Here is a 24,450-nt window from a genome sequence, read left to right on the forward strand (position 1 = left end):
GTCACTCGCTCCCTTGCAGGTCGCTGTCCTCGGCACGGGCCAGGCGCTCGCGCTCGGCCCGCATGGTCTGGCGCGCCTGGCGCCGCTGCGAGCGGACGCGGCGTCGCAGTTCGCGCCACAGTTCGCGCTCGGCGGCGCGGTCGGCCCGCCGGTGCTCGCGCAGCCGCTTCCGCCCCTGCCGGATCCGGCCGCGCAGCTCCTGGACCTGGGCGGTCATGCTCTCCGCTCGGTCGTTCAGGCGGCGCATGGTCTCCTGGGACTTCTCGTCGGGGTCGTTGTCCTCGGCCTCCAGTTCGTAGCGGGCCAGCTCGGCCCGTGCCCTGGCGATCTCGGCCTTGATACGCGCCTGCTCGGCCAGTTCCTGGGCGTCGGCGACGGCGATGGTCGCCTGGAGCTCGGCGCGCTGGCGGCGGATGTCGGCCTGGAGCCTGCGCCGCTCCTTCTGGAAGCGCTGGCGCACGGCGCGCCGGCCCTCGCCCTGGAAGATGCGCAGGTCCTCGATGTCGTCCTGTACCTCGTCGTTGCCCTCCAACTGCCAGCTCCGGTAGGCCATGGCCAGCAGGAAGGCGGTGATGCCGAGGGTGATGACGAGCGCGGTCAGGATCATCGCCTGCGGCAGCGGGTCGGTCATGTTCTCGGGTTCCGTGAGCCACAGGATCGGCGGCCCGCCCGGCTCGCCCGCCATGGCCAGGATCATCAGGTTGACGCCGTTGCTCAGCATGATGAAGCCGAGGAGTACGCGGGTGAGGCTGCGCTCCAGCAGGAGCACGACGCCCACCGCGACGAGGACGCCGACGACGATGACGACGAGCAGACTGGGTGACTCGTTCACGAGATGACCTCCTCGGAGACTCCTGGTGCCTCGCTCCGGTCCTCCGCCGCCCCGGGTGCGGCGTCCCGCTCGATCTGCTCGTCGATACGTGCTCCGAGACTGCGCAGGATGTCCAGGATCAGTCCGATGACCAGCAGGTACACGCCGATGTCGAAGATCATGGAGACCGTGACGTGGGCCGTGCCCAGGATCCAGAGGTCGATGTAGGCGTGGCCGCCCGCCAGGACGTTGGTGCCGAAGACCGCGCCGCCCAGCGCTGTGCCGGTGGCCACGGCCAGGCCGGCGCCGATCAGCGCGCCCGGCTGGATCCAAGCGCTGGCGTACAGCTCGAAACGGCCCCCGGCGAGGTAGCGGACGGTGAACGCCAGGCCCGCGACGATGCCGCCCGCGAAGCCGCCGCCGACCGAGCCGTGTCCGGTCAGCAGCAGGTACACCGAGATCACCATGACCACCGGGAAGAGGAAGCGCGAGACGACCTCGAAGATGACCGACCGGCGCTCGGTGGGCAGGGCGTCGGCGCCCGGTAGCCAGGAGTGCTGCCACCGGGGCTTGAGGTGCATGTTCTGCGGTGCGATCCGGACCCCGCCGAGGTCGGCCTTGTCCTGGCCGACGTCGGGTTCGGGGGGCTGGGTGACCGACAGGGCCATCACGCCGCCCGGGGCCTTGCGGGGCTGGGCGCGGCGGCGCACGAACAGCAGGCTGGCCACGCCGGCGGCCGCGGCGGCGAGCACCGAGATCTCGCCCATGGTGTCCCAGGCGCGGATGTCGAGCAGCAGGACGGAGACGATGTTCTCGCCGCCCGCCTCCTTCGCCGCGGCCGGGTATCCCTCCGAGATGGACGGCTCCCGGCGGCCCGCCAGGGCGTACCAGGTCATCGAGGAGACCACGACGCCGGTGGCCAGTCCCAGGGCCAGGTTCCACACCCGGCGGCCGCGTAGGGCGGGTGCCGAGAAGCGGGGCGGAAAGCGGCGCAGCACCAGTACGAAGACCACCAGGCTGACGGTCTCCACGAGGAACTGGGTGAGCGCGATGTCGGGAGCGCCCATCACGTAGAAGAGGGTGGCGATGCCGTAGCCGCTGGTGCCGACGAGGACCACCGCGAACAGGCGGCGCCGCACGTACAGCGTGAACAGGGCGGTGACGATGACGATCAGGGCGGGGATGATCTGCACGGGGGAGTCCCACAGGCGCAGCCGCGGGTAGTCGCCGTTCCAGATCCGGCCGCTGACCATCCACCATCCGGCGGCGATGACCAGGGCGACCAGGATCGTGCCGAGGTAGATGGGCAGCGAACCGCGCTGGGTGCCGCCGGTGACCTGAAGGGCCAGGTTCTCCAGCCAGGCGAGCATGCGGCGGTAGACCCGGTTGGGGTCGGGCAGCGCCGTCCGGGTCCCCGCCCACACGATCTGGTGGCGGAGGCCGAACATGGCCAGGCCGCCGACGACGCACACCGCCGACAGCAGCAGCGGGAGTTCGAGGCCGTGCCACAGGGCCAGGTGCTTCTCCTCCTTGCCGGGGGTGGCGGGAACGGTGTCCGCGTACACGGCGAGGAGGGGGTCGAGCAGGCTTGAGAGCAGGCCGCCCAGGAGTCCGAGTCCGGCCATGACCATGGCGGGGGCCTGGAAGAGCGGGCCGGGGGAGTGGACCGGCGTGGGCGAGACGTCCTGCTTGTCGGAGAAGGCGCCCCACAGGAAGCGCAGGGTGTAGGCGACGGTGAGGACGCTGCCCGACGTGATGCCGACCAGGACCGCGGTGTCGACGCCGTCGCCGTGGGCGAAGGCGCCGAAGGCCAGTTCCTTGGCGGCGAACCCGAGGGTGGGCGGCAGGCCCGCCATCGAGGCCGAGGCCACGATCGCCGTCCAGAAGGACCCCGGCATGGATGTGCGCAGACCGGAGAGCTCGCGCAGGTCGCGCGTGCCGGTGCCGTGGTCGATGACGCCGGTCACGAGGAACAGCGGCGCCTTGAACAGCGAGTGCGCGACGAGCATGGAGATCCCGGCCAGGGCGCCGGCCCGGGTTCCCGCTCCCAGCAGCGTGATGAGGAAGCCGAGCTGGCTGATGGTGCCGTAGGCCAGCACGAGCTTGAGGTCGAACTGGCGCAGCGCCTTCCAGCCCGCCAGGACCATCGTGAGGGTGCCGAAGAACAGCGCCGTGTACTGCCAGACGACGGCGTCGTGGAAGGCGGGGGTGAGCCGGGCGACCAGGTAGACGCCGGCCTTGACCATCGCCGCGGCGTGCAGGTAGCCGGAGACCGGCGTGGGAGCGCGCATGGCGGCGGGGAGCCACAGGCTGAACGGCAGCAGGGCCGACTTGGACATCGCGCCGACCATCACCAGGACGAGCGCGACGTTGACCGCGGTACCGCTGGGCGGCGAGGCGACGATCTCGGAGATGACGTAGGTCCCGGCGGCCTGGCCGAGCACGACCATGCCGACGAGCATCGTCAGGCCGCCGAAGGTGGTGACGGTCAGGGCCGTCATGGCCGACCGCCGGCTCTCCTTGAGCTCGGTGCTGTGCCCGATGAGCAGGTAGGAGAAGACCGTGGTCAGCTCCCAGTACACGAAGAGCTGGATGAGGTCGTCGGCCAGCACGAGGCCGAGCATGGCCCCGGCGAAGGCGACGAACACCCCGGCGAAGCGGCCGAGGCCGGCTTCGGAGTCGTCGAAGTAGCGGGCGCAGTAGACCAGGATCAGAGCGCCCACGCCCGCGGCGATGAGCGTCATGACCAGGCTCAGGCCGTCCAGGTACAGGCCGAGGCGGAGCGAGAACTCCGGGGCCCAGGGCATGGAGGAGGAGAGCGTCTCCCCGCGCAGGACGGCGGGTACCTGGAAGAGGGCCCAGACGGTGGACGCGCCCGGGACGACGGCGAGCGCGAGGAAGGCGTTGCGGCCCCACTGGCGCACCAGTAAGGGCGCGATCGCAGCCGCGACGAAATGCGCGATCAGCACAGTGGTCAATGCGCCCCTCCCGGACCGGCCCGGGCCCGCCCTGGTCCCGGGCGGACGTCCACTGCCCCCAGAAGCGGTCCGTCCCGTCCACGACCGGATCAGTGGGCGGGGTGTCGCTACGGTTCGGAGGGGGCAAGGATGTATGTGAATTTGCGTGCAAAGGCTATCTAATAGCTAGACTACACAAACGTCAAACCACCGCGCGGTCATGGACCCGCGGCGTCCGCCCAGCATGCGAGGACCGTTCCGTGCCCGACGAGACCCACGAGTGCGCGCCCGACGAGACTCACGAACCCCGTGCTGAGCAGCACGATGTCGAACTCGAGGAGTTCCAGCGCGCCTGGACCGAGTTCATCAACGCGGCGATCCACGCCCGCTCCCGCAGCGGACACGGCCACCGGGGTGCCGAAGATCTCACTCTCACCCAGGCTCTCCTCATGGAGGCGGTACGCGGAATGGACCACCCCAGCGTCGGTTCGGTCGCCCAGATTGTCGGTGTTTCTTCTCCTTCCGCCACACGCATGATCCAACAGCTCGAGCGCAAGGGCATGATGGCGCGCCGTCGCTCCGAACGTGATGAGCGCAGCACCGTGGTGGCCATCACCGAGGAGGGCGAGCGGGCGCTCGCGGTCCGCCGCAAGAACCTGGAGGGCAAGCAGCGGCAGGTCTTCGACGCCATCAGGCCGTCACTGCGCCCCCTGGTGCTCACCCTCCTGCGCGATCTCCGCGAGGCCCTGGACGAGACCTGAGGGCGGCGTGGCCACGGGGTCTGCCATGGGCAGATCTGCCCCGGGCCGAAACGCTGGCGGCCGCCCGGTCCGCCGCCGCAGGCTGGGACCACCGGCCGGGCGGGCGACCACCCCGCACAGGGGGCCGGTGAGGGAGAGTGCCATGTTGATCCAAGAACGGCTCGCAGCCCCGGACGAGAGCTCGGGCGGAGCCTTCGACGACCAGTTGGCCGCGCGCCTGCTGCGCAGCCGCATCGTGCTGCTGGGCACGCAGGTCGACGAGGCCAGCGCCAACCGGGTGTGCTCGCAGCTCCTGCTGCTCGCCGACGAGGACCCGCACAGGGACATCACGCTGGCCGTCAACAGCCCGGGCGGGTCGGTCTCGGCGGGCCTGGCCGTCTACGACACCATGAACTTCGTGCCCAACGACGTGTCCACGCTGGTCATGGGCTTCGCCGCCAGCATGGGCCAGTTCCTGGCCTGCGTCGGCACCCCGGGCAAGAGGTACAGCCTGCCGCACGCGCGGATCATGATGCACCAGCCCTCCGGAGGACTGGGCGGGACCGCCGCGGACATCGCCATCCAGGCGGAGAACCTGGCGTACACCAAGCAGACCATGGTGCGGCTGATCGCCAAGCACACCGGCCGGACCGAGGAGATCATCTCCCGGGACCAGCACCGTGACGCGTGGTTCACCGCCGAGGAGGCCAGGGAGTACGGGTTCGTCGACCACGTGGTCGAGTCCGTGGCGCAGATGGGCGGCGGCGGTCTGCGGCTGGGCGCCGACTCACCCGGTTTCGCCACCCAGGTGAGGGGAGGGCGGCGATGAGCGGGCGCTACACGGTCCCGGTGGTGGTGGAGCGCACGCCCCACGGCGAGCGGTCCTTCGACGTGTTCAGCAGGCTGCTCTCGGAGCGGATCATCTTCCTGGGCACGCCGATCGACGACGACGTCGCCAACGTGGTGATGGCGCAGATGCTCCACCTCGACCACGAGTCGAGCGATACCGACATCCAGCTCTACATCAACTCGCCGGGCGGCTCGAACACCGCACTGACCGCCGTCTACGACACCATGCGGTTCGTGCGCGCCGACGTGGCCACGGTGTGCATGGGCCAGGCGGCCTCCGCGGCGGCGGTACTGCTCGCGGCGGGCACGGCCGGCAAGCGGATGGCGCTGGAGCACGCGCGGGTGCTGCTGCACCAGCCGTCCGGAGAGGGGCAGGGGGTCGCCGCCGACCTGGAGATCCAGGCGGGGGAGATCCTGCGGGTCCGCTCCCAGGTGGAGGAGATCCTGGCCCGGCACACCGGGCAGACACAGGAGCGCCTGCGCGCCGACACCGACCGGGACAAGATCTTCACCGCCGAGCAGGCCAGGGAGTACGGCCTGGTGGACGGGGTCATCACGACCAGGGAGGTCGCGCCGGCGGTCGGGAGCGCCGCGTAGCGGAGCCGTCCGGAGCCCGGGCGGAGGCGGGGGACGCACCGGTCCGGTGCGTCCCCCGCTCGTCCGGGGTCACAGGGAGCGGCCGGACCCGGCTTCGTTGAACTCCCTTCGCGCCGCCTCGACCTGTTCCAGGTGGCCCGAGGCCCACGAGGCGAGGGTGGAGAAGAGGGGAGCGAGGCTGCGCCCCAGGTCGGTGATCTCGTACTCGACGCGCGGCGGCACCTCGGGGTGGTAGGTACGGCGGACGAGTCCGTCCCGTTCCAACTGCCGCAGGCGCTGGGTCATCACCTTGGGAGTGATGGTGCTGATGCGGCGCCGCAGTTCGACGAACCGCTGTCTTCCGTACTCGTCGAGGGTCCACAGAACCGGTGTGGTCCAACGGCCGAAGACGATGTCCACCGCAGGGCCGATCGGGCAGGCCTGCTCCGAATCGGCCGGTGAGGGGTGTTCCACGCTCTGGGGCATAACGGTATATCCAGGGGAAGCCACTTTCCTCCAGGTACCTAATTTATCCCCGGTGCCAGCGTCGAAGAAGAAATCGGCGTACCAACCGGATCCATCTGTTCGGTGCCGGTTCCTTTCGACGCGCAAATGTGTTTTCCCTTTTTTCCCTGGAGCGCCATGTCCACCTCAGAACCCATGCCGGAAACCACCTCCGAGCCGGAGGAACCCCGCCTGCGGCGGCCGGGACTGGTACTGGCCTTTCTCAGCACCGCCGGATTCATGACATTCCTCGACGTGTCGATCGTGAACGTCGCCCCGCCCACCATCGAGGACGAAATCCACGTCCCCTCCACACACCTTCCCCACATCGTCACGACGTACGGCATGGTGCTCGGCGGGTTCCTCCTGTTGTGCGGGAGGCCGGCCACACGTTCGGCCGCCGTCTCATGCTCCAGACCGGCCTGTCGGTCTTCGCCCTGGCCTCCCCCACCGCGGCACTCGCCCTGACCCCGATGATGCTGATCGTCTCCCGCGGAGTGCAGGGGCTCGGTGCGGCCTTCATCGCCACGGCGGCGCTGAGCCTGCTGCGCGACGCCTTCGCGGAGGGGGCCGAACGCAACCGCGCGCTGGGCGTCTCGGGCGCGCTCAGCGGTGTCGCCGCGGTCGCCGGTGTCACGGTGGGCCGCCTGTTCACCGAGGGTCCCGGCTGGCCCTCTTCTACGTCAACGTGCCGATCGGCCCGGGAGGTGCCCTGCCGGCACCGTTCGTCGCCGCACTGGTACTGCTGCCGTTCCGGAAGGCCCCCGAACGGAACGAGCCGCCGACGGAGACGCCACACGGGCCAGGGAGCGGCCTGGCCGTGTGAATCGGCGGCGTGGCGAACGCCGGGCGTGGGACCGGAGGCGACCTCCCCGCCCCGCCGGCTCCGCTCCCGCGGGGCCGGCCAAGCCTGTGCGGGTGGTCCCGCCCAGGGGGCCCGGGCGGAAGGCCCGGCCGATCTCGGGAGCAGGCCGCGGCTCCCTAGGCGGCCAGCGACAGCACCTGTGCCCGGTGGGCGGGTACGGACGCGGGGGAGGCGCCCGCCGGACGGTAGTCGCCGAGGGAGGTGCCGGTCCGCCGGAGCCCGACCGCCACGGTCCGCTCGTACAGTTCGCCCAGCACGTCGGAGAGCCTCAGCCCGAGGGAGCGGTAGACGGCGGCGAGCACCTCGGAGGAGGCCTCCTTGCGCCCGCGCTCGATCTCGGACAGGTAGGGCAGGGACACCTGGGCGTCCTCCGCCACCTCGCGCAGCGTCCGGCCCTGCTCGGTCCGGGTGCGCCGCAGCAGGTCGCCGACGAGGTCGCGCATGAGGGGGTCCCCCGGCTCCTCGGCCTCGGCGCGCCCGCCCGCGCGGGCCTCGTCCAGGGAACGTAGGACGTCGGACATCGGGGCCTCCACGGTTGCGTGCGCGACGGTCTCCTCCCGAGCGTACGCCGCGGGCCGCGCGACGGGGAGCCGTCCACAGGCCTTCTGCGAGGGGCAGAACCGGGCCGGGGCCGAAGCGCCGCCCACGGGTGTCCCCATAAGTGGCAAAGGCTTGTCCCCAGGCGCGTGTCGCCGGTGTTTTCCCACCTCCGGAGCGGGCAGGAGGAGAAGGCGTCTACATCCGGAGGAACCTATGGAGATCACCGGAATCATCAGCGCGATCATCGTCGGACTGATCATCGGCGCGCTGGGACGTCTCATCGTCCCGGGCAAACAGCATCTTCCGATCTGGCTGACCCTGCTTCTGGGCATCGTGGCGGCCTTCGTCGGTGGCTGGCTCGCCGCCATGTTCACCGGCAGCCTGATCATCACTGTGATCGTTCAGGTACTGGTGGCGGCCGCGATCGTCTACCTCGCGGACGGCCTCTACTCCAAGGGCTCCAAGGGCACCCGGGGCAGAACCGCCTGAGGCGGTCCCGCCCCGGCACGGGCCGCCGGGCGCCTACCCGGCGGCCCCGTCCACGCCCACGGTCCGCTCCAGGCGCAGTGAGGCCTCGGCGGCCTCCAGCACGGCCACCACGTCCCGTCCGAACCGCACGTCGCACGGGTCGCCGACCGTGCCCTCCACCTGCGCCAGCAGCCGGTCGACCGCGGCGCCGAAGGCCTCCACCGGGTTCCGGTCGCCGCCGGGCACCGGCACCCAGCCGCGCTCGCCGTGCAGTACGACCTCGAAGGTCTGCGCGTCGGGAGCGGCGTCCAGGGTCACCGCGAACGAGCCGACCGCGCCGCCCTCGTGCCGGGTGAGCATGTGCACGGTGTCCCGCGGCCCGGCGAGCGCCGTCACCTGCGTGACCGGCCCGAGCACCGGCAGCACCTGGGACAGCACGTGCGGACCCACGTCCCACAGCCCGCCCTTCTCCCTGCGCCACGGGGAGGCGCCGAAGGGGTTGCCGGGCTGGAAGATCGACGCGAACAGCGTCGCCCGCACCCCGTGCCAGCCGCCCTCTCCGGCGGCCGACTCCACGAACTCCGTCACGTTGTCGGAGAAGCGGTTGGTGAAGAACACCACCGACGCCAGCCCGCGCGCCTCCGTCTCGGCGACCAGCGCGTCGGCCGCGGCGGCCGACAGCGCCACCGGCTTGTCCAGCAGCAGGTGCTTTCCGGCCCGGGCGGCGCGCAGCGCCAGCTCCGCCTGGATGTGGGGCGGCAGCGCGACGGCCACGGCGTCGACGTCGGCCAGCAGCGAGTCGACGTCGCCGTGGGCGCGGATCCCGTACCGCTCGGCGAGCGCCGAGGCCTTGGCGGGATCGCGTCCCCACACCCCCGCGAGGGTGGCGCCGGGGTGCGCGTCCAGCGCCGCGGCGTGCGTCTCCGCCGCCCAGTAGCCCGTGCCCAGCAGTCCGAACCTGAGGCTCATGCCGTACTCCCTAGTCTCGACCACCGCCCATTGTCCATGGAAGCGCTCCCATGGCGAGGGGCGGGTGCGCCGGACCCCGCGAGCGCCGAACCGGCGGGCCCCCGGGACGCTCTCACCGGGTGTCCGGTGAACCCGCGATCCGACCAGAGGAGCCACGGATGCCGCCCAGGGACCCCCCAGCGGGTGCCGACCCCCTCCCACCGAACCCCGTTCCCCCGAGCCCCGTTCCGTCGAAGCCCCGGGGCGGGACCGCCCTGGCGGTGGCATGCGCCGTCGTGCTGGTGACCGCCGTCTGCGCGGGCGGCTGGGTCGGCGGACGCCTGTACGCGGGCGATCCCGTCCTGCCGCTCGGCGCCGCCGCTCCCACCACCGGTGACACCGCTCCCTCTCCCGAACCCTCCCCGGAGGGCGAACGCGTCGGGTACCGGGGCATGTCGGTCGCCCTGCCCGGGGGCTGGACGTCGCAGACCGTCCGGGAGGGATTCGGCGTCATGTCCGGGCCTCCCGAGGACCTCGTCGAGGAGGAGTGGCTGGTCCTCCGTCCGCGGGACCAGTCGGAATGCGAAGGCAACGAGTGGACCTGGACCGACAACCACACCGGTTGCCGGCACCTGAAGGTCCTGGGACCGCTGGGTATCCGGTACGGCGGATCGGGGTACGGCCCGATCGACCTGGACACCGTCGGCTCGCACACCTCCTACACCGCTTCGGGCAACCCCCATCCCTGCCCGGAGGGGGTTCCCTCCCACACGACCGGGACGGAGGAGGTCCCGGGACTCCTCCCCTGGGAGGTGGAGGAGCGCGACCTCGGCGGTGAGCCGGCCCGGTACGGCGTCGGACCCACCATCTGCTACGACGTGGAGTCCCAGGGGTTCCGCCACTTCGAGCAGCGCCTCTGGCTGGTGGAGGACGCAGGGATCCTGGTCGTGGACGGCTACGGGCTGGCGGAGGCCGAGGACGTGCTCGCCACCGCCGAGTGGTGACCCGCCCGCCCGCGCGCCGCGCCCCCGGGGAACGGGGGCGCGGCGCGGCCGGACGGTGACCCGTACGCCACGGGGCTCACGGATACAGCCGGCGCGCTCCCGCAGACGGAAGGGCCCCGAACACGGCCGGCTCGGCGAAGCCCCGCTCCCGGTAGGCCTCACGCACCGCTTTCTCGCAGGCCTCCACGCGGTCGGCGTCGGCCAGGGCGACCACGCACCCGCCGAAACCGCCGCCGGTGATCCGCGCGCCCAGCGCACCGGCGGCCAGGAGGGCGTCCACGGCGGTGTCCACCTCCGGGACGCTGACCTCGTAGTCGTCGCGCAGGGAGGTGTGGGAGCCGGTGAGCAGCGGCCCCACCGCCCGCAGGTCCCCGGACCGGAGCAGGCCCACGGTTTCCAGGACCCGCGCGTTCTCGGTCACCACGTGGCGCACCCGGCGGCGGGCCACGTCGTCGGGAAGCGCGGCCAGGGCCTCCGGCAGGTCGGCGACGTCGCGCAGGGCCGCCACCCCCAGGTGGCGCGCGGCCTCCTCGCAGGCCCGGCGGCGGTCGGCGTAGTGCCCCTCCACCAGGCGGTGCGGGGCCCGGGTGTCGACCACCAGCACGTTGAGCCCCGCCGCCGACGGGTCGAAGGGCACCTGCTCGGTCCCCATGGTCCGGGTGTCCATGAACAGGGCGTGCCCCTCGGTGGACAGCATCGACGCGGACTGGTCCAGGATCCCGCACGGCATGCCCACGAAGTCGTTCTCCACGCGCTGGGCCAGCCGGGCCACCTCGGCCGGCCCGAGGTCCACGCCGTGCAGGGAGGCGGTGGCCATGACGGTCGCGCACGTCAGCGCGGCGGACGAGGACAGGCCCGCGCCGGTGGGGATCGTGCTGTCCACCAGCAGGTCCAGGCCGTCCACCGTGTACCCCTCGTCCCGCAGGGCCCACAGCGCGCCCGCGGGGTAGGCGGCCCACCCCTCCACCGCGCCGGGGAACAGGTCGGGAAGCCGGGCCTCGAACCCGTCCTCGGACTGGCGGGACCGGAACCGCACGGCCGCGTCCGTGCGCCGGGCCGCGGAGGCCGTCAGCGCGTGGGGCAGGGCGAACGGGAGGACGAACCCGTCGTTGTAGTCGGTGTGCTCGCCGATGAGGTTGATCCGCCCCGGCGCGGCCCACACGCCCTCGGGCCCGTACCCGAACGCCGAGCGGAACGCGGTCGTCACGTCGTCCATGCGTCCTGTCTCCCTGTTCGACTGCTGGTTCGGTTCTTCGTTCGGTCGTCCCGGGCTGGCCGCAACTGTTGCGGGTGTGACACGCGAGGTTTGGCCTGCGGTGATCTTGTACTTATAGCGAGGTTCGGCGCCGAACCTCGCTATAAGTACAAGATCACGCCGGGGCGCCGGTCCGTTTCCTCGTCAGGCCGGGGCCCGGCGTGAGAGGGCGAACTCCCAGGCGTCGGCGACGGTCTCGTCGAGCGTGCGCACCGGTTCCCAGCCCAGTTCCCGGCGGGCCCGGTCGTTGGCCGCGACCAGGACGGCCGGGTCGCCGGCGCGGCGGGGGGCGTCCTCCACGGGCACCGGGCGGCCGGTGACCCGCCGGACGGCCTCGATCACCTCGCGCACGCTGTGCCCGCCGCCCGTCCCCAGGTTGTGGACGCGGAAGGACCCCGGCCGCACGTGCTCCAGGGCGCGCAGGTGCGCCTCGGCCAGGTCGGCGACGTGCAGGTAGTCGCGCACCGCCGTCCCGTCCCGGGTCGGGTAGTCGGTGCCGAACACCTTGGCGCTCCCGCCCCCGCCGGCGGCCACCCGCAGCAGGTTCGGCACCAGGTGGGTCTCCGTGTCGTGCCGCTCGCCCGCCCCCAGGTGGGCACCGGCCACGTTGAAGTACCGCAGGCTCACCGCGCCCAGTCCGTGGGCCCCCGACCACGACTCCAGCATGTGGTCGACGGCGAGCTTGGTCGCACCGTAGGGGTTGGCGGGCACCGCCGGGGCGGTCTCGCCGATCGGCGCGTCGGATCCGGGATCGCCGTAGGCGGCGGCGCTGGAGGAGAACACCAGCCGCCGCACCCCGTGGCGCAGCGCGGCCTCCAGCAGCGCCAGGGTCCCCGACACGTTGGTGCGCCAGTACTTCTCCGGGGCGGTCACCGACTCGCCCACCAGGGACTTCGCGGCGAAGTGCAGGACGGCGTCCACGGACGGGTCCAGCACGTCGGCCGCCTCGTGCAGGTCGGCGACCACCAGCCGGGCGCCCTCGGGGACGGCGTCCGCGTGCCCGGTGGACAGGTCGTCGAGCACGGTGACCTCGTGGCCCTCCCCGAGCAGCAGGGCGGTCACCACGCTCCCCACGTATCCGGCGCCGCCGGTGACGAGCAGTCTCACGGTGCGGCCTCCCGGAGGCGCTGGGCGGTGGTCTCGGGCGCGACGTCGCTGATGAAGGCGCCCATGCCGGACTCGGTCCCGGCGAGGTACTTGAGCTTGCCCGGCGCGCGCCGCACCGAGAACAGCTCCATGTGCAGGCGGGCGAGGGCGCGCCGGTCGCGCACGGGCGCCTGGTGCCAGGCGGAGATGTAGGGCAGGGGCGCGTCGTAGAGCGCGTCGAAGCGGCGTAGCACATCCAGGTACAGGTGGCCGAAGTCCTCGCGCTCGTCCTCTGACAGCGCGGGCAGGTCGGGCACCCGGCGGTGCGGGTACAGGTGCACCTCCACGGGCCAGCGGGCCGCGGCCGGGACGAAGGCCGTCCAGTGCTCGGTCCGGGCGACCACCCGGATCCCGGCCTTCTGCTCGGCGTGCAGCACGTCGGCGAACAGGTCGCCGCCGGTGCGCTCGCGGTACTCCTCGGCGGAGTCGAGCACGCGCCGGGTGCGAGGGGTGACGAAGGGGAAGGCGTAGATCTGCCCGTGCGGGTGGTGCAGGGTCACCCCGATCTCGGGGCCCCGGTTCTCGAAGCAGTACACCTGCTCCACACCCGGCATCGCCGACAGCGCCTCGGTCCGGTCGACCCAGGCGGCCATGACCGTGCGCGCCCGCTCGGGGGACAGGTCGGCGAAGGACGCGCCGTGGTCGGAGCCGAAGACGAGGACCTCGCAGCGGCCCGCGGCCACGCGCCGGGAGGGCTCCAGTTCCCCGACCTCCTCCAGGGGCCGGCCGTCGTCGGCGACCAGAGACGGGAAGCGGTTCTCGAAGGCGACCACGTCGTAGGAGGCGGCCGGGACCTCGGTCAGCCGTCCGTCCGCGGAGGGGCACAGCGGGCAGTCGTGGCTGGACGGCAGGTGGGTGCGGCCCTGGCGGTGCGAGGCCACGACCACCCACTCGCGCAGCAGGGGGTCGAAGCGCATCTCCGCGCCCGTCGCGGACGGGGGGAGGTCGCGCAGGTCCGGTGCGGGTTCGCGGACGGTGTCGCCCTCGTCGAAGTAGACGATCTCGCGGCCGTCCGCCAGACGCGCGGAGGTCCTCCTCATCCGTCCTCCTTCCTCGGTCGGACGTCGGCGACCATCAGGTGGCCCACGTGCTCGGTCAGGGCGGCCCGTGCGGTCCGGTCGATGCCGGAGTCGGTGACCAGCACGTCGCAGCGGCTCAGCGGGGCGATGGTGCTGATGCCGACCGTGCCCCACTTGCTGTGGTCGGCCGCGACCACGAGGGAGGCGGCGGCCTCCACCAGGGCCCGGTTGGTCTCGGACTCCATGAGGTTGGGGGTGGTGAACCCGGCGCGCTCCTGCATGCCGTGCACGCCCAGGACGAGGGTGTCCAGGTTGAGGCCGCGGACGGAGGCGAGCGCGAGCGGGCCCACGAGCGCGTCGGAGGGCGTGCGGAAGCCGCCCGTGAGCGCCACGGTCTGGTCGGGGCGGGCGGCCTGGTAGAACACCTCGGCCACGCGCAGGGAGTTGGTGACCACCGTCAGCCCAGGAGTGTCGGTGAGGTACCCGGCGACGGTGGCGGTGGTGGTGCCCGCGGACAGGCCTACGGCGCTGTGCGGTTCGACCAGTTCGGCGACGGCCCGGGCGATCGCGTGCTTCTCGTCCTCCTGGCGGGTGGACTTGGCCTCGAAGCCGGGTTCCTCGGTGCGGGCGCCGTCCGAGGAGACGGCGCCTCCGTGCACCTTGCGCAGCGCGCCCCGGCTCTCCAGGGCGTCGAGGTCGCGGCGCACGGTCATGTCCGACACGGCGAGGCTCTCGACGAGGTCGGCGACCCGCACGGCCCCGGCGCGCCGCACCTGTTCGAGGATCAGCTCCTGCCGTTGCGCAGCCAGCATCCGCCCCCCAGGCGTGATCGAAATTGTGTGAACCTGTTGGTTCCAGTTTTGCATGTTCCCCTCTGGTGTCAATCCTGAGGGATTCCACTCGGGAAAACTGTTGGAAAACGTTGGTAAGTGTTGACAACGCAGAGTCAGGATGTCGAACATGTGTGGAACGTCCGTGTGACCGCATTCACACCTGTTCGGAGGAGCCGCCGATGCACCACAGACCTGTGGGACCACCGGGCCCGCGGCGCCGCACCCTGCTGCGCGGGATGGCCGGCGCCGGGGCACTGCTGGCACTGCCCGGCCTGGCCGGGTGCGGGAGCAGGCGTGATGACCCGGACCTGGTCACCATGGCCTCCAACCGGGCCAACCCCGCCCAGCGCGAGGCCATCGCCGAGAGCGTCGGGAACTTCGAGGCGGACTCCGGGCTGTCGGTGGAGGTCAACACCTTCCAGTCCACCGCCTTCCAGGAGAGCGTCAACAACTACCTCCAGGGCACCCCGGACGACGTCATCGGCTGGTTCGCGGGCTATCGGATGCGCTTCTTCGCCGAACGCGGCCTGATCTCCGACGTCTCCGGGGTCTGGGAGCGCAACCTCCGGGGCGCCTTCACCGACCAGGTGCGCGACCTGTGCACCGCCGACGACGGCAAGCAGTACATGGTCCCCGACTCCACCGCGCCCTGGGCGGTCTTCCACCGCAGGAGCCTGTTCGAGGAGAGGGGCTACGAGGTCCCCGCCACCCGCGAGGAGTTCGTCGGGCTGTGCGAGAGGATGCGCGCGGACGGGCTCGCGCCCCTCGCCTCGGGTGTTCGCGAGGGCTGGCCCGCGATGGGCACGTTCGACCACCTCAACCTGCGGCTGAACGGCCCGGAGTTCCACCTGGAACTGCTCAACGGCGACCACTCCTGGGACTCCCCCGAGGTCAGGAGCGTCTTCGGCGCCTGGGCCGAGCTGCTGCCCCACCACCAGGCCGACCCCCTGGGCCGGGGCGTCAACGAGGCACAGACGGCGCTCGTCCGGGGTGAGGCCGGGATGATGCTGTGCGGCATGTTCATCGCGCACTCCTTCCCCGAGGAGGACCTGGACGACCTGGACTGCTTCGCCTTCCCCGAGTTCGACGCCCAGATCGGGGCCGACGCCGTCGAGGCCCCCATCGACGGGTTCATGCTCTCCGGAGAGCCGCGCAACCCCGAGGGCGCCCGTGAGCTCGTGGGGCACATGGGAGCCCTGAAGTCGCAGGAGATCTACACCGCGATCGACCCGCAGGCGCTCCCCATCCACACGGAGGCCGACACCAGCGGGTTCAGCGCCCTCGACGCCAAGGTCAACGACATGGTCGTCAACGCCGGGGCACTCACCCAGTACATGGACCGGGACACCCGTCCCGACTTCGCCTCCGTCGTCATGATCCCCGCGCTCCAGCGCTTCATCCGGCAGCCGGACGACATCGCCGACCTGACCGCCAGCATCCAGCGCCAGAAGGCGTCCATCTTCGGTCACTGAACCAGAAGGGAGAAGGGTGTGGTGTCGAACGCCCCCTCACCGCCCCGAGAAGGGGCCACGCGGCCGGGAGAGGGTCCGCCGCGCCGGCCGGGCGCGGCCCGGCGCCGGAGCACGGGCCTGCGCAACGGCAGAGCGGACCGGATCACCCTCGCACTGATGCTGGGGGTGCCCGCCCTGCTCGTGGTGGGCCTGGTCTGGCTGCCCGCGATGGTCACCGTCGCCCTGTCGTTCACCCGCTGGGACGGCATCGGCGGCCTGGAGACCATCGAGTGGATCGGCACGCAGCACTACGTGGACGCGTTCACGATCTACCCGCCCTTCGAACCGGCGCTGCGCCACAACCTGGTCTGGCTGGTGTTCCTGTTCGCGGTCCCCACCGTCCTCGGCATGTTCCTGGCGGTGCTGCTCGACCGGGAGCTGCGCGGCGGATCGGTCTACCAGAGCGTCTTCTACATGCCGGTCGTGCTGTCGCTGGCCCTGGTCGGGTTCATCTGGCAGCTCATCTACTCCCGCGACCAGGGGTTGCTCAACGCCTTCCTCGCCGTGGTCGCCGACGCCCCGCCCGTGGACTGGTTCGGCGACCCCGACATCAACCTGTACGCGGTGCTGGTCGCGGCCGGGTGGCGCCACACCGGCTACATCATGCTGCTCTACCTGGCCGGGCTGAAGGCGGTCGACCCGTCCCTGCGCGAGGCCGCCGCCATCGACGGCGCCGGGCCGGTGCGCACGTTCACCCGGGTCGTCTTCCCCGCCCTGCTGCCCATCAACCTGGTCGTGCTCGTCGTGACCGTCATCGACGCGCTGCGCGCCTTCGACATCGTGTGGATCATCAACCGGGGCCGCAACGGCCTGGAGCTGATATCGGCGCTGGTGACCTCCAACGTCATCGGCGAGGCCAGCCGTGTGGGCTTCGGCTCCGCGCTCGCCGTGATCATGCTGGTGATCTCGCTGGTGTTCATCATCGTCTACGTGTCCACCATGCTGAGAGGGGCCCACCGGTGACCGCCACGACCCTTCCCGAAGCCCCCCGGCGGTACCGCCGCCGCAGGATCCGCCCGGCCCGGGTGGCGCTGCACGCCTTCCTCGGCGCCACGGCGCTGGCCTGGTTCTTCCCCGTCCTGTGGGCGCTCGTCAACTCGTTCCGCGACTACGGGTACACCGCCGTGCACGGCTACCTGTCCCTGGGCGGCTTCACCCTGGACAACTACGCCAACGCGTGGAACCAGGGCGAGCTCCCCGGCTACTTCTGGAACTCGGTGGTCATCACCGTTCCGGCCGTGGTGCTGACGCTGCTCCTGTCCTCCTGCGCGGCGTTCGTGCTCTCCAGCTACTCCCGCAGGTTCAACCTGGTGATGCTCGCGGTGTTCCTGGCCGCGAACCTGCTGCCGCCCCAGGCGCTGCTCGTCCCGCTGTTCCGGCTCTACACCTCCATCCCGCTGCCGTACTGGATCAGCGAGTCCGGCTCCCTCTACGACAGCCACCTCGGCATCATCCTGGTCCACACGGCCTTCCAGATCGGGTTCTGCACGTTCGTGCTGAGCAACTTCATGAAGGCCATGCCCGACTCCCTGCTGGAGGCGGCCAAGGTGGACGGGGCGTCGGTCCTCCAGCAGTACTGGAGGGTCGTGCTCCCGCTGTGCCGCCCCAGCCTGGCCGCCCTGGCCACACTGCTGGTCACCTGGATCTACAACGACTTCTTCTGGGCGCTGGCGCTGCTGTCCAGCGGGGACAAGCTGCCCATCACCACCGCCCTGCAGAACCTCCAGGGCGCCTTCTTCGTCGACTACAACCTGCTCTCGGCGGGGTCGGTCATCGTCGCCCTGCCGACTCTGGTCGTGTTCTTCCTGCTACAGCGCCACTTCGTCGCCGGACTCACCCTGGGAGCGAGCAAGGGTTGACTTCTTCTCCCTCACGAACGAGGGAGACCACGGAACCACCTACCGCTGGTTCGGGGCCTGGGCCCCGCCACGGGTCGCCCCGTGGCCTTCCTTCCCCGCCTGAGGACGGGGTCTTCACACCCGGAGAGCCGATGACCTACCGCACCGTTCGCCTGAGCGCGGCGGGGACCACCCTGGTCCTCGGCGTGCCCGAGACCGGGCTGCCCCACGTCCTGCACTGGGGCGCCTACCTGCCCGACACCGGAGGGCTCGCCGCCGTGTCGGCGCCACCCGCCGCGCACAACGGGGTGGACGTGTCCCAGTGGCTGTCGCTGGTGCCCACCCAGCCCGAGGGATGGCGCGGCCACCCCGGGATCGCCGGGCACCACGAGGGCCGGGCCACCTTCCCCGACTGGACCGTCCGCGAGGTCCGCGAGGACCCGCTGGCGGGCGCGGGCCCCGGCGTCGGCGGGGCCCTCACGGTCCTGGCGGAGGCCGCCGGGCTGGAACTGCGGTGCGAGCTCCGGATGGAGGCCTCCGGGCTGGTCCGCGCACGCAACACGGTCACCAACACCGACGCCGATCCGTGGACCCTGGACACCCTCCGGGTCACCCTGCCCCTGCCCCGCGAGGCGGAGGAGGTCCTGGACCTGACCGGGCGCTGGTGCCGCGAGCGCTCGCCCCAGCGCCAGGAGCTCACGATGGGCACCCGGCTGCGCGCCTCACGCCGCGGCCGGACCGGACACGACGCCCCGCTGCTGCTCGTCGCCGGGACGCCCGGGTTCGGCTTCCGCGGCGGTGAGGTGTGGGGCGTGCACACCGCCTGGAGCGGTGACCACGTCCACCTGGCCGAGCGCCTGCCCGAGGGCGCGGGACAGGCCGACGCGGTGATCGCCGGCGGCGAGCTGCTCCACCCCGGCGAGGTCCGCCTGGCGCGGGGCGAGTCCTACTCCACCCCGTGGGTGTTCCTGTCCTGGTCCGACCGGGGGCTCGACGGCATGTCCGCGCGGATCCACCGCTGGCTGAGGGCCCGGCCGCACCACCCCTCCTCCCCGCGCCCGGTGGTCCTCAACACCTGGGAGGCCGTCTACTTCGACCACGACCTCGCCACGCTCAAGCGGCTCGCCGACACGGCCGCCGGGATCGGCGTGGAGCGGTTCGTCCTGGACGACGGCTGGTTCCGGGGACGCCGCGACGACACCGCGGGGCTCGGCGACTGGACCGTGGACACCGGGGTGTGGCCCGAGGGCCTGCACCCGCTCTTCGTCCACGTCCGATCCCGGGGGATGCGGGTCGGGCTGTGGGTGGAGCCGGAGATGGTCAACCCCGACTCCGACCTGGTGCGCGCCCACCCCGAGTGGATCCTGGCCGCCGAGGGGCGAACGGCCCCGCCCAGCCGCAACCAGCAGCTTCTGGACCTGTCGCGCCCCGAGGCCTTCCGGTACGTGTTCGAGTGCCTGGACGCGCTGGTCACCGAGTACCGGCTCGACTACCTCAAGTGGGACCACAACCGCGACCTGCTCGAACCCGTGCACGCGCCCACCGGCGGAGCCGGGACGCACCGGCAGACCCTGGCCGCCTACGCGCTGCTCGACCGGCTGCGCGAGCGCCACCCGGCCCTGGAGGTCGAGTCGTGCTCCTCCGGCGGGGGCCGCGTGGACCTGGGGATCCTGGAACGCACCGACCGCGTGTGGGCCTCCGACACCAACGACCCCCTGGAACGGCTGGCCATCCAGCGCTGGACCGCCCTGCTGCTGCCGCCCGAGCTGGTCGGCAGCCATGTCGGCGGGCGCACCGCGCACACCACGGGCCGGGACGCGGACCTGTCCTTCCGCTGCCTGGCCGGCCTGATGTCCCACGCCGGCATCGAGTGGGACATCACCCGGTGCACCGACGACGAACTCGGGACGCTGGCCTCCTGGATCGGCCTGTACAAGGAGCTACGCCCGCTGCTGCACTCGGGCGAGGCCGTGCACGCCGACACCCCCGACCCCGCCGACCAGCTCGACGGGGTGGTCGACCCGGACGGGAGCGAGGCGGTGTTCCGGTACGCGCGTCTGGCCACCTCCGCGCGCGCCCTGCCCGGGCGCGTCCGGCTGCCCGGACTGCGCCGGGACCTGACCTACCGCCTGGTGTGGCGGCGGGAGGCGGGGCGGCCCTCCACCATGCAGCACGTGCTCCCGGAGTGGTTCGCCGAGGGCGGGGCGACCGTGTCCGGCGCGGTGCTCACCCGGTCCGGCGTGCAGCTGCCCAACCTCAACCCGTCCCAAGCCCTGCTCCTGCACCTGAGGGAGGCCTGACGTGCCCGCGAACCGCAAGCCCGCCTACCTGGAGGACTTCGCCCCCTCCCGGGGAACCCGAGCGCCCCGCGCCCGCTTCTCCTCCGACGCCCCCTCGCTGGACCTGAACGGTACGTGGCGGTTCCGGCTGCTGCCCCGGGCCGAGGCCGGCACCGACGGGTTCGAGGCCCCCGGCTTCGACGACTCCGCGTGGTGCGACCTTCCCGTGCCCGCCCACTGGCAGATGCACGGCCACGGCTCCCCCGCCTACACGAACATCTCCTACCCCTTCCCGATCGACCCGCCGCACGTGCCCGACGCCAACCCGACCGGCGACCACCGGCGGGACTTCGACCTCCCGAAGGAGTGGCCGCGGGGACCGGCGGTGCTGCGCTTCGACGGGGTCGACTCCTGCTTCCGGGCCTGGTTCAACGGCACCGAGCTGGGCTTTTCCACCGGAAGCCGCCTGGCCGCCGAGTTCGACGTCGGCCACCTGCTGCGCCCCGGGCGCAACACCCTGGCGGTCCGCGTCCACCAGTGGTCGGCGGCCAGCTACCTGGAGGACCAGGACATGTGGTGGCTGTCGGGGATCTTCCGCGACGTCACCCTCCTCGCCCGCCCGTCCGACGGGATCGACGGCCTCGCCGTGCACGCCGCCTACGACCACGCCACCGGGACGGGAACCCTGCGCGTCGACGCGCAGGGGGCGCCGGACGCCCTGGTCAGCGTCCCCGAGCTGGGACTGGTGGACGCCGCCGCCGGTGTGGAACACGAGGTCGGCGCGGTGGAGCCGTGGTCGGCCGAGGTGCCGCGCCTCTACGACGCCGAGGTACGCGCGCCGGGGGAGCGGGTCCGCGCGCGGATCGGCTTCCGGACCGTGGAGGTCTCCGGAGGGCTGCTGCGCGTCAACGGCCGCCCGCTGCTGCTGCGCGGGGTGAACCGGCACGAGTGGCACCCAGACCACGGCCGGGCCGTGCCACGGGAGACCATGCGCGAGGACGTGCTGCTGATGAAGCGGCACAACGTCAACGCGGTGCGCACCAGCCACTACCCGCCCCATCCCGACTTCCTGGACCTGTGCGACGAGCTGGGCCTGTGGGTCGTGGACGAGTGCGACCTGGAGACCCACGGGTTCGAGGAGGTCGGATGGCGCCGCAACCCCTCCGACGACCCGCGCTGGCGCGACGCCTACCTGGACCGGATACGCCGCACCGTCGAGCGCGACCGCAACCACCCCAGCGTCATCCTGTGGTCCCTGGGCAACGAGGCCGGGACCGGGGAGAACCTGGAGGCCATGGCGGAGTGGACGCGTGAGCACGACCCCTCCCGGCCGGTCCACTACGAGGGCGACCGGGACAGCGCGTACGTGGACGTGTACTCGCGCATGTACGCGCCGCACGACGAGGTGGACGCCATCGGCGGGCGCGAGGAGGAAGAGGCGGCGGATCCGGCGGTCGACGCCCACCGGCGTGGGCTGCCCTTCATCCTGTGCGAGTACGGACACGCCATGGGGACCGGCCCCGGCGGGCTGGAGGAGTACCAGCGGCTGTTCGAGCGGCACGACCGCTGCCAGGGCGGGTTCGTCTGGGAGTGGATCGACCACGGGATCCGCCGGCGGGAGCCGGACGGCACCGAGTGGTTCGCCTACGGGGGCGACTTCGGCGAGGTCCTGCACGACGGCAACTTCGTCGCGGACGGCCTGCTGCTGCCCGACCGCGTGCCCAGCCCGGGGCTGACCGCCTACGCCAAGACCGTCGAGCCCGTGCGCGTGGCCCCCCACCCGGGGGCCGGCACCGTCTCCGTCACCAACACCTGGGACTTCCGGGACACCTCGGGCCTGGCCTTCGTCTGGCGGGTCGAGGGGGAGGGGTCCCTCCTGGGCGAGGGCGTCCTGGACGTGCCGGTGATCGCGCCCGGCGCGACCGCCGACGTGCCGCTGCCCGCGCTGCCCGAGCCGTCCGGGGAGACCTGGCTGACCGTGTCCGTCCGGCTGGCCGACGACCGGCCCTGGGCGCCGGCCGGACACGAGCTGGCCTGGGGACAGGCCCGGGTCGGCGCCCTCGGGGCCGGACCGGCGGCTCCGGCCCCCGCCCCCGCCCCCGCCGCCGCCGGCGGCGGCGGGGCGCCGTACGCCGCCGGGGACGGGACCGTGCGGATCGGCCCGGGGCTGCTGGACGCGGAGACCGGCGCGCTGCTCTCGGTCGGCGGGCTGTCCGTGGACACGCCGACGGTGGACCTGTGGCGCGCCCCGACCGACAACGACGTGGCACCGCACGGGATCTCCGTGGCCGCCTGGTGGCGCGGAGCCGGCCTGGACCGGCTCACCTCGCGCCTCGTGTCCACCGGGCGGGAGGACGGCGTGTTCGTCGTCCGGAGCAGGCTGGCCCCGGCAGCCCGGGAGATCGGCATGCGCGTCGTCCACCGGTGGAGCACCGACGGAGAGCGCCTGTTCCTGACCGTGGAGGCCGAGGCCGAGGGGGAGTGGCCCTGCCCGCTGCCGCGCTTCGGCGTGCACATGGCCGTGCCCTCCTCCCTGGGCGGGGTGGAGTGGTTCGGCCGCGGGCCCGGCGAGGCCTACCGGGACGTGTCCCAGGCCGCGCGGGTGGGCCGGTTCTCCACCACGGTCGACGGGTTGCAGACCCCCTACCTGCGGCCCCAGGAGAACGGCAACCGCATGGACGCCAGGTGGCTGGTCCTGCGGGCCGGGGACGGCGGGGGCCTGCGGGTGGAGGGCGACCCGGTGTTCGACTTCACCGCGCGCCGCTGGGACACGGCGGCGCTCGACGCGGCCGACCACCCCCACGAGCTGGTCCCCGGCGACCGGATCCATCTGCACCTGGACCAGGCGCACCACGGCGTCGGCACGGCCTCGTGCGGGCCCGGGACGCTCCCCGGGCACCGCCTGGAGGCCGGACGGCACCGGATCCGGCTCGGATTCGCGCCGGTCGGCTGAGCCCGCGGCACGCGGCCGGAGCGGGTGCGCACACGCGAACGGGGAGGCGCCGACGCGTCGGGGCCTCCCCGAGCCACCTCGCTACTTGTCGTGCTTGCGGTCCCCGGTCAGGGCGTCTTTGGCCTTCTCACCGGCCTGCTTGAGCTTCGAGGTGTTCTTCTCGGTCTTGCCCTCGGCCTGCCACTGCTCGTTGTCCGTGGCCTTGCCGAGGCCCTCCTTGGCCTTGCCCTTGAACTCCTCGGCCTTGTGGCCGGCCTGGTCGCGATCGGACATACCCACCCCCTGGTCGGTGTCAGGTCCTACCCGCACCCGTAACCGCCGAGTGGGAGCCGCAATCATCTTCTCGCCGTAAATCTGGGCATAACGGACAATATGCAGGTCCGACGCGGGTCAGGATCCTAGGAACCAGGTGTGGCCGTGGTCACCGAGGCGAACGGGGCGTGCGTGGTCACCCGCTGGTCGATGCCCTCGCGCACCATCGCCTTGGCCACGTCCACGGCCCTGCCCACGTCGCCGCCCTTGGCGAGCTCGGCGGTGATCGCGGCGGCGAAGGTGCAGCCCGCGCCGCTCACGCGCGCGTCACCGATCTTGGGCGCGCTGAGGACGGTCGCCTCCTCGCCGTCGAAGTACACGTCCACCGCGTCCGGGCCGGGCAGCTCCACACCGCCCTTGACCACGACGTGCCGGGGACCCAGCGCGTGGATGCGGCGGGCGGCCTCGACCAGGTCGTCCACCGTCTCGATGCTCTCCATGCCCGCGAGGGTGCGCGCCTCGAAGTGGTTGGGCGTGATCACGGTGGCCAGCGGCAGGATCTGAGCGGTGAGCGCCTTGTCGGTGTCCAGCGCGGCCCCCGGCTCCTGCCCCTTGCAGATCAGCACGGGGTCCAGGACCACGTGCCGCCACGGCTGGCGGCGCAGCCCCTCGGCGACCACGTCGATGGTGTCCGGGGTGCCGAGCATGCCGAGCTTGACCACGTCCAGGTCGTGGCAGGAGGTCGCCGCCTCGATCTGGTCGGCGATGACGTCCGGGGCGATCGGGACGAAGCGGTGGCCCCAGTCGTTCTTCGGATCGAAGGACACGATGCAGGTGATCGTCCCCATGCCGTAGACGCCCAGCTCCTGGAAGGCCTTGAGATCGGCCTGGATACCAGCGCCGCCGGTGGCCTCCGACCCTGCGATCACGTACGCGCGGTTGGTCATCGGGCACCAACCCCCCTCTGTCGATGTGCTGTTGCGGGCCACGTGGGTCCTCACGGTTCCGCGTACCCGTAGACAATTGCACCACAACGGGCAGACGGGAGATCCCGGCCGCGCGTGGCGTGTGCCATGGTCGGACGGGCGCGGCGAAGGGTTGC

The 24,450-nt window shown here is 72.2% G+C and carries 22 protein-coding genes and 1 pseudogene; 11 read left to right on the forward strand and 12 right to left on the reverse strand.

Features of this window, described 5'->3' with window-relative positions; genetic code table 11:
• Position 1 precedes the first annotated feature (1 nt).
• The gene (locus tag NOSIN_RS24445; RefSeq protein ID WP_077692984.1) at positions 2-832 is read right to left on the reverse strand and encodes a Na(+)/H(+) antiporter subunit C; all 831 of its coding nucleotides are present in this window, start codon (positions 830-832) and stop codon (positions 2-4) included.
• The gene (locus NOSIN_RS24450) at positions 829-3,780 is read right to left on the reverse strand and encodes a Na+/H+ antiporter subunit A (protein WP_077692985.1); all 2,952 of its coding nucleotides are present in this window, start codon (positions 3,778-3,780) and stop codon (positions 829-831) included. The genes NOSIN_RS24445 and NOSIN_RS24450 overlap by 4 nt, the downstream gene beginning before the upstream one ends.
• A 248-nt stretch (positions 3,781-4,028) precedes the next feature.
• On the opposite strand from NOSIN_RS24450, the gene NOSIN_RS24455 reads away from it, so the two are divergent.
• The 3 genes from NOSIN_RS24455 (at position 4,029) to NOSIN_RS24465 (ending at position 5,954) form a co-directional block, all read left to right on the forward strand.
• Complete coding sequence (locus NOSIN_RS24455; RefSeq protein WP_077692986.1) at positions 4,029-4,529, forward strand: MarR family winged helix-turn-helix transcriptional regulator; 501 nt, start codon at positions 4,029-4,031, stop codon at positions 4,527-4,529.
• Between the two features lie 142 nt (positions 4,530-4,671).
• Positions 4,672-5,337, forward strand: coding sequence for a ClpP family protease (locus tag NOSIN_RS24460; RefSeq protein WP_077692987.1), 666 nt, complete (start codon positions 4,672-4,674; stop codon positions 5,335-5,337).
• Complete coding sequence (locus NOSIN_RS24465) at positions 5,334-5,954, forward strand: ATP-dependent Clp protease proteolytic subunit (protein WP_077692988.1); 621 nt, start codon at positions 5,334-5,336, stop codon at positions 5,952-5,954. Before NOSIN_RS24460 ends, NOSIN_RS24465 begins: the two co-directional genes overlap by 4 nt.
• A gap of 69 nt (positions 5,955-6,023) precedes the next feature.
• Here the strand turns inward: NOSIN_RS24465 and NOSIN_RS24470 are convergent, their stop codons facing one another.
• Positions 6,024-6,419: a winged helix-turn-helix transcriptional regulator gene (locus NOSIN_RS24470; RefSeq protein ID WP_077692989.1), complete on the reverse strand. Its 396-nt coding sequence runs from the start codon at positions 6,417-6,419 to the stop codon at positions 6,024-6,026.
• Between the two features lie 38 nt (positions 6,420-6,457).
• Positions 6,458-6,784 carry a hypothetical protein gene (locus NOSIN_RS27520; RefSeq protein WP_206057592.1) on the reverse strand — a complete coding sequence of 109 codons (327 nt, stop codon included), beginning with the start codon at positions 6,782-6,784 and terminating at the stop codon, positions 6,458-6,460.
• 24 nt (positions 6,785-6,808) lie between these two features.
• On the opposite strand from NOSIN_RS27520, the pseudogene NOSIN_RS28230 reads away from it, so the two are divergent.
• Positions 6,809-7,102, forward strand: a pseudogene (locus tag NOSIN_RS28230) (MFS transporter); the annotation flags it as partial.
• A gap of 316 nt (positions 7,103-7,418) precedes the next feature.
• Here NOSIN_RS28230 and NOSIN_RS24480 read toward each other — a convergent pair.
• Positions 7,419-7,823 carry a helix-turn-helix domain-containing protein gene (locus NOSIN_RS24480; protein WP_077693755.1) on the reverse strand — a complete coding sequence of 135 codons (405 nt, stop codon included), beginning with the start codon at positions 7,821-7,823 and terminating at the stop codon, positions 7,419-7,421.
• Between the two features lie 232 nt (positions 7,824-8,055).
• On the opposite strand from NOSIN_RS24480, the gene NOSIN_RS24485 reads away from it, so the two are divergent.
• Positions 8,056-8,331 (forward strand): GlsB/YeaQ/YmgE family stress response membrane protein, encoded by a 276-nt coding sequence (locus NOSIN_RS24485; RefSeq protein WP_077692990.1) that lies wholly within the window; start codon positions 8,056-8,058, stop codon positions 8,329-8,331.
• Between the two features lie 33 nt (positions 8,332-8,364).
• Here NOSIN_RS24485 and NOSIN_RS24490 read toward each other — a convergent pair whose 3' ends face one another.
• Entirely contained in the window at positions 8,365-9,279 is a 915-nt protein-coding gene (locus tag NOSIN_RS24490; RefSeq protein ID WP_077692991.1) for a Gfo/Idh/MocA family protein, read from the reverse strand.
• A gap of 275 nt (positions 9,280-9,554) precedes the next feature.
• On the opposite strand from NOSIN_RS24490, the gene NOSIN_RS24495 reads away from it, so the two are divergent.
• Entirely contained in the window at positions 9,555-10,262 is a 708-nt protein-coding gene (locus tag NOSIN_RS24495; RefSeq protein ID WP_150285706.1) for a hypothetical protein, read from the forward strand.
• 76 nt (positions 10,263-10,338) lie between these two features.
• Here NOSIN_RS24495 and galK read toward each other — a convergent pair whose 3' ends face one another.
• From galK to NOSIN_RS24515, 4 genes are all read right to left on the reverse strand, one after another.
• Positions 10,339-11,478: a galactokinase gene (gene galK / locus NOSIN_RS24500; RefSeq protein WP_077692993.1), complete on the reverse strand. Its 1,140-nt coding sequence runs from the start codon at positions 11,476-11,478 to the stop codon at positions 10,339-10,341.
• Between the two features lie 183 nt (positions 11,479-11,661).
• The gene (gene galE / locus NOSIN_RS24505) at positions 11,662-12,624 is read right to left on the reverse strand and encodes a UDP-glucose 4-epimerase GalE (RefSeq protein WP_077692994.1); all 963 of its coding nucleotides are present in this window, start codon (positions 12,622-12,624) and stop codon (positions 11,662-11,664) included.
• A complete protein-coding gene (gene galT, locus NOSIN_RS24510) occupies positions 12,621-13,703 on the reverse strand; it encodes a galactose-1-phosphate uridylyltransferase (protein ID WP_077692995.1) in 1,083 nt (360 codons plus the stop codon). Before galT ends, galE begins: the two co-directional genes overlap by 4 nt.
• On the reverse strand, positions 13,700-14,494 hold the full coding sequence (locus NOSIN_RS24515; protein WP_077692996.1) for a DeoR/GlpR family DNA-binding transcription regulator: 795 nt from the start codon (positions 14,492-14,494) through the stop codon (positions 13,700-13,702). The genes galT and NOSIN_RS24515 overlap by 4 nt, the downstream gene beginning before the upstream one ends.
• A 200-nt stretch (positions 14,495-14,694) precedes the next feature.
• Here NOSIN_RS24515 and NOSIN_RS24520 point away from each other — a divergent pair, with 200 nt between their 5' ends.
• The 5 genes from NOSIN_RS24520 to NOSIN_RS24540 all read left to right on the forward strand — a co-directional run bounded on the left by NOSIN_RS24520 (position 14,695) and on the right by NOSIN_RS24540 (position 23,096).
• Positions 14,695-15,987, forward strand: coding sequence for an ABC transporter substrate-binding protein (locus NOSIN_RS24520; RefSeq protein ID WP_077692997.1), 1,293 nt, complete (start codon positions 14,695-14,697; stop codon positions 15,985-15,987).
• An 18-nt stretch (positions 15,988-16,005) separates the two neighbouring features.
• Positions 16,006-16,989, forward strand: coding sequence for a carbohydrate ABC transporter permease (locus tag NOSIN_RS24525; RefSeq protein WP_171986632.1), 984 nt, complete (start codon positions 16,006-16,008; stop codon positions 16,987-16,989).
• Positions 16,986-17,885 (forward strand): carbohydrate ABC transporter permease, encoded by a 900-nt coding sequence (locus NOSIN_RS24530; RefSeq protein WP_077692998.1) that lies wholly within the window; start codon positions 16,986-16,988, stop codon positions 17,883-17,885. The genes NOSIN_RS24525 and NOSIN_RS24530 overlap by 4 nt, the downstream gene beginning before the upstream one ends.
• A gap of 131 nt (positions 17,886-18,016) precedes the next feature.
• Positions 18,017-20,164, forward strand: coding sequence for an alpha-galactosidase (locus tag NOSIN_RS24535; protein WP_077692999.1), 2,148 nt, complete (start codon positions 18,017-18,019; stop codon positions 20,162-20,164).
• 1 nt (position 20,165) lies between these two features.
• Positions 20,166-23,096, forward strand: a complete 2,931-nt coding sequence (locus tag NOSIN_RS24540; protein WP_077693000.1) for a glycoside hydrolase family 2 TIM barrel-domain containing protein — start codon at positions 20,166-20,168, stop codon at positions 23,094-23,096.
• A gap of 81 nt (positions 23,097-23,177) precedes the next feature.
• Here the strand turns inward: NOSIN_RS24540 and NOSIN_RS24545 are convergent, their stop codons facing one another.
• Together NOSIN_RS24545 and thiD are read right to left on the reverse strand one after the other, a co-directional pair.
• A complete protein-coding gene (locus tag NOSIN_RS24545; protein ID WP_077693001.1) occupies positions 23,178-23,369 on the reverse strand; it encodes a CsbD family protein in 192 nt (63 codons plus the stop codon).
• Positions 23,370-23,494: 125 nt separating this feature from the next.
• Positions 23,495-24,295: a bifunctional hydroxymethylpyrimidine kinase/phosphomethylpyrimidine kinase gene (gene thiD / locus NOSIN_RS24550; RefSeq protein WP_077693002.1), complete on the reverse strand. Its 801-nt coding sequence runs from the start codon at positions 24,293-24,295 to the stop codon at positions 23,495-23,497.
• Positions 24,296-24,450: the final 155 nt, after the last annotated feature.

The sequence above is a fragment of the Nocardiopsis sinuspersici genome (assembly GCF_001998325.1).
GTDB lineage: Bacteria > Actinomycetota > Actinomycetes > Streptosporangiales > Streptosporangiaceae > Nocardiopsis > Nocardiopsis sinuspersici.

Excerpts from the sequence above, each read along its gene's own strand:
- NOSIN_RS24460 (WP_077692987.1), top strand. The coding sequence starts at position 4,672 with ATGTTGATCCAAGAACGGCTCGCAGCCCCGGACGAGAGCTCGGGCGGA.
- NOSIN_RS24465 (WP_077692988.1), top strand. The coding sequence starts at position 5,334 with ATGAGCGGGCGCTACACGGTCCCGGTGGTGGTGGAGCGCACGCCCCAC.
- NOSIN_RS24470 (WP_077692989.1), bottom strand. The coding sequence starts at position 6,419 with ATGCCCCAGAGCGTGGAACACCCCTCACCGGCCGATTCGGAGCAGGCC.
- NOSIN_RS27520 (WP_206057592.1), bottom strand. The coding sequence starts at position 6,784 with ATGCCGTACGTCGTGACGATGTGGGGAAGGTGTGTGGAGGGGACGTGG.
- NOSIN_RS24480 (WP_077693755.1), bottom strand. The coding sequence starts at position 7,823 with ATGTCCGACGTCCTACGTTCCCTGGACGAGGCCCGCGCGGGCGGGCGC.
- NOSIN_RS24485 (WP_077692990.1), top strand. The coding sequence starts at position 8,056 with ATGGAGATCACCGGAATCATCAGCGCGATCATCGTCGGACTGATCATC.
- NOSIN_RS24490 (WP_077692991.1), bottom strand. The coding sequence starts at position 9,279 with ATGAGCCTCAGGTTCGGACTGCTGGGCACGGGCTACTGGGCGGCGGAG.
- galK (WP_077692993.1), bottom strand. The coding sequence starts at position 11,478 with ATGGACGACGTGACGACCGCGTTCCGCTCGGCGTTCGGGTACGGGCCC.
- galT (WP_077692995.1), bottom strand. The coding sequence starts at position 13,703 with ATGAGGAGGACCTCCGCGCGTCTGGCGGACGGCCGCGAGATCGTCTAC.
- NOSIN_RS24515 (WP_077692996.1), bottom strand. The coding sequence starts at position 14,494 with ATGCTGGCTGCGCAACGGCAGGAGCTGATCCTCGAACAGGTGCGGCGC.
- NOSIN_RS24520 (WP_077692997.1), top strand. The coding sequence starts at position 14,695 with ATGCACCACAGACCTGTGGGACCACCGGGCCCGCGGCGCCGCACCCTG.
- NOSIN_RS24535 (WP_077692999.1), top strand. The coding sequence starts at position 18,017 with ATGACCTACCGCACCGTTCGCCTGAGCGCGGCGGGGACCACCCTGGTC.
- NOSIN_RS24545 (WP_077693001.1), bottom strand. The coding sequence starts at position 23,369 with ATGTCCGATCGCGACCAGGCCGGCCACAAGGCCGAGGAGTTCAAGGGC.
- thiD (WP_077693002.1), bottom strand. The coding sequence starts at position 24,295 with ATGACCAACCGCGCGTACGTGATCGCAGGGTCGGAGGCCACCGGCGGC.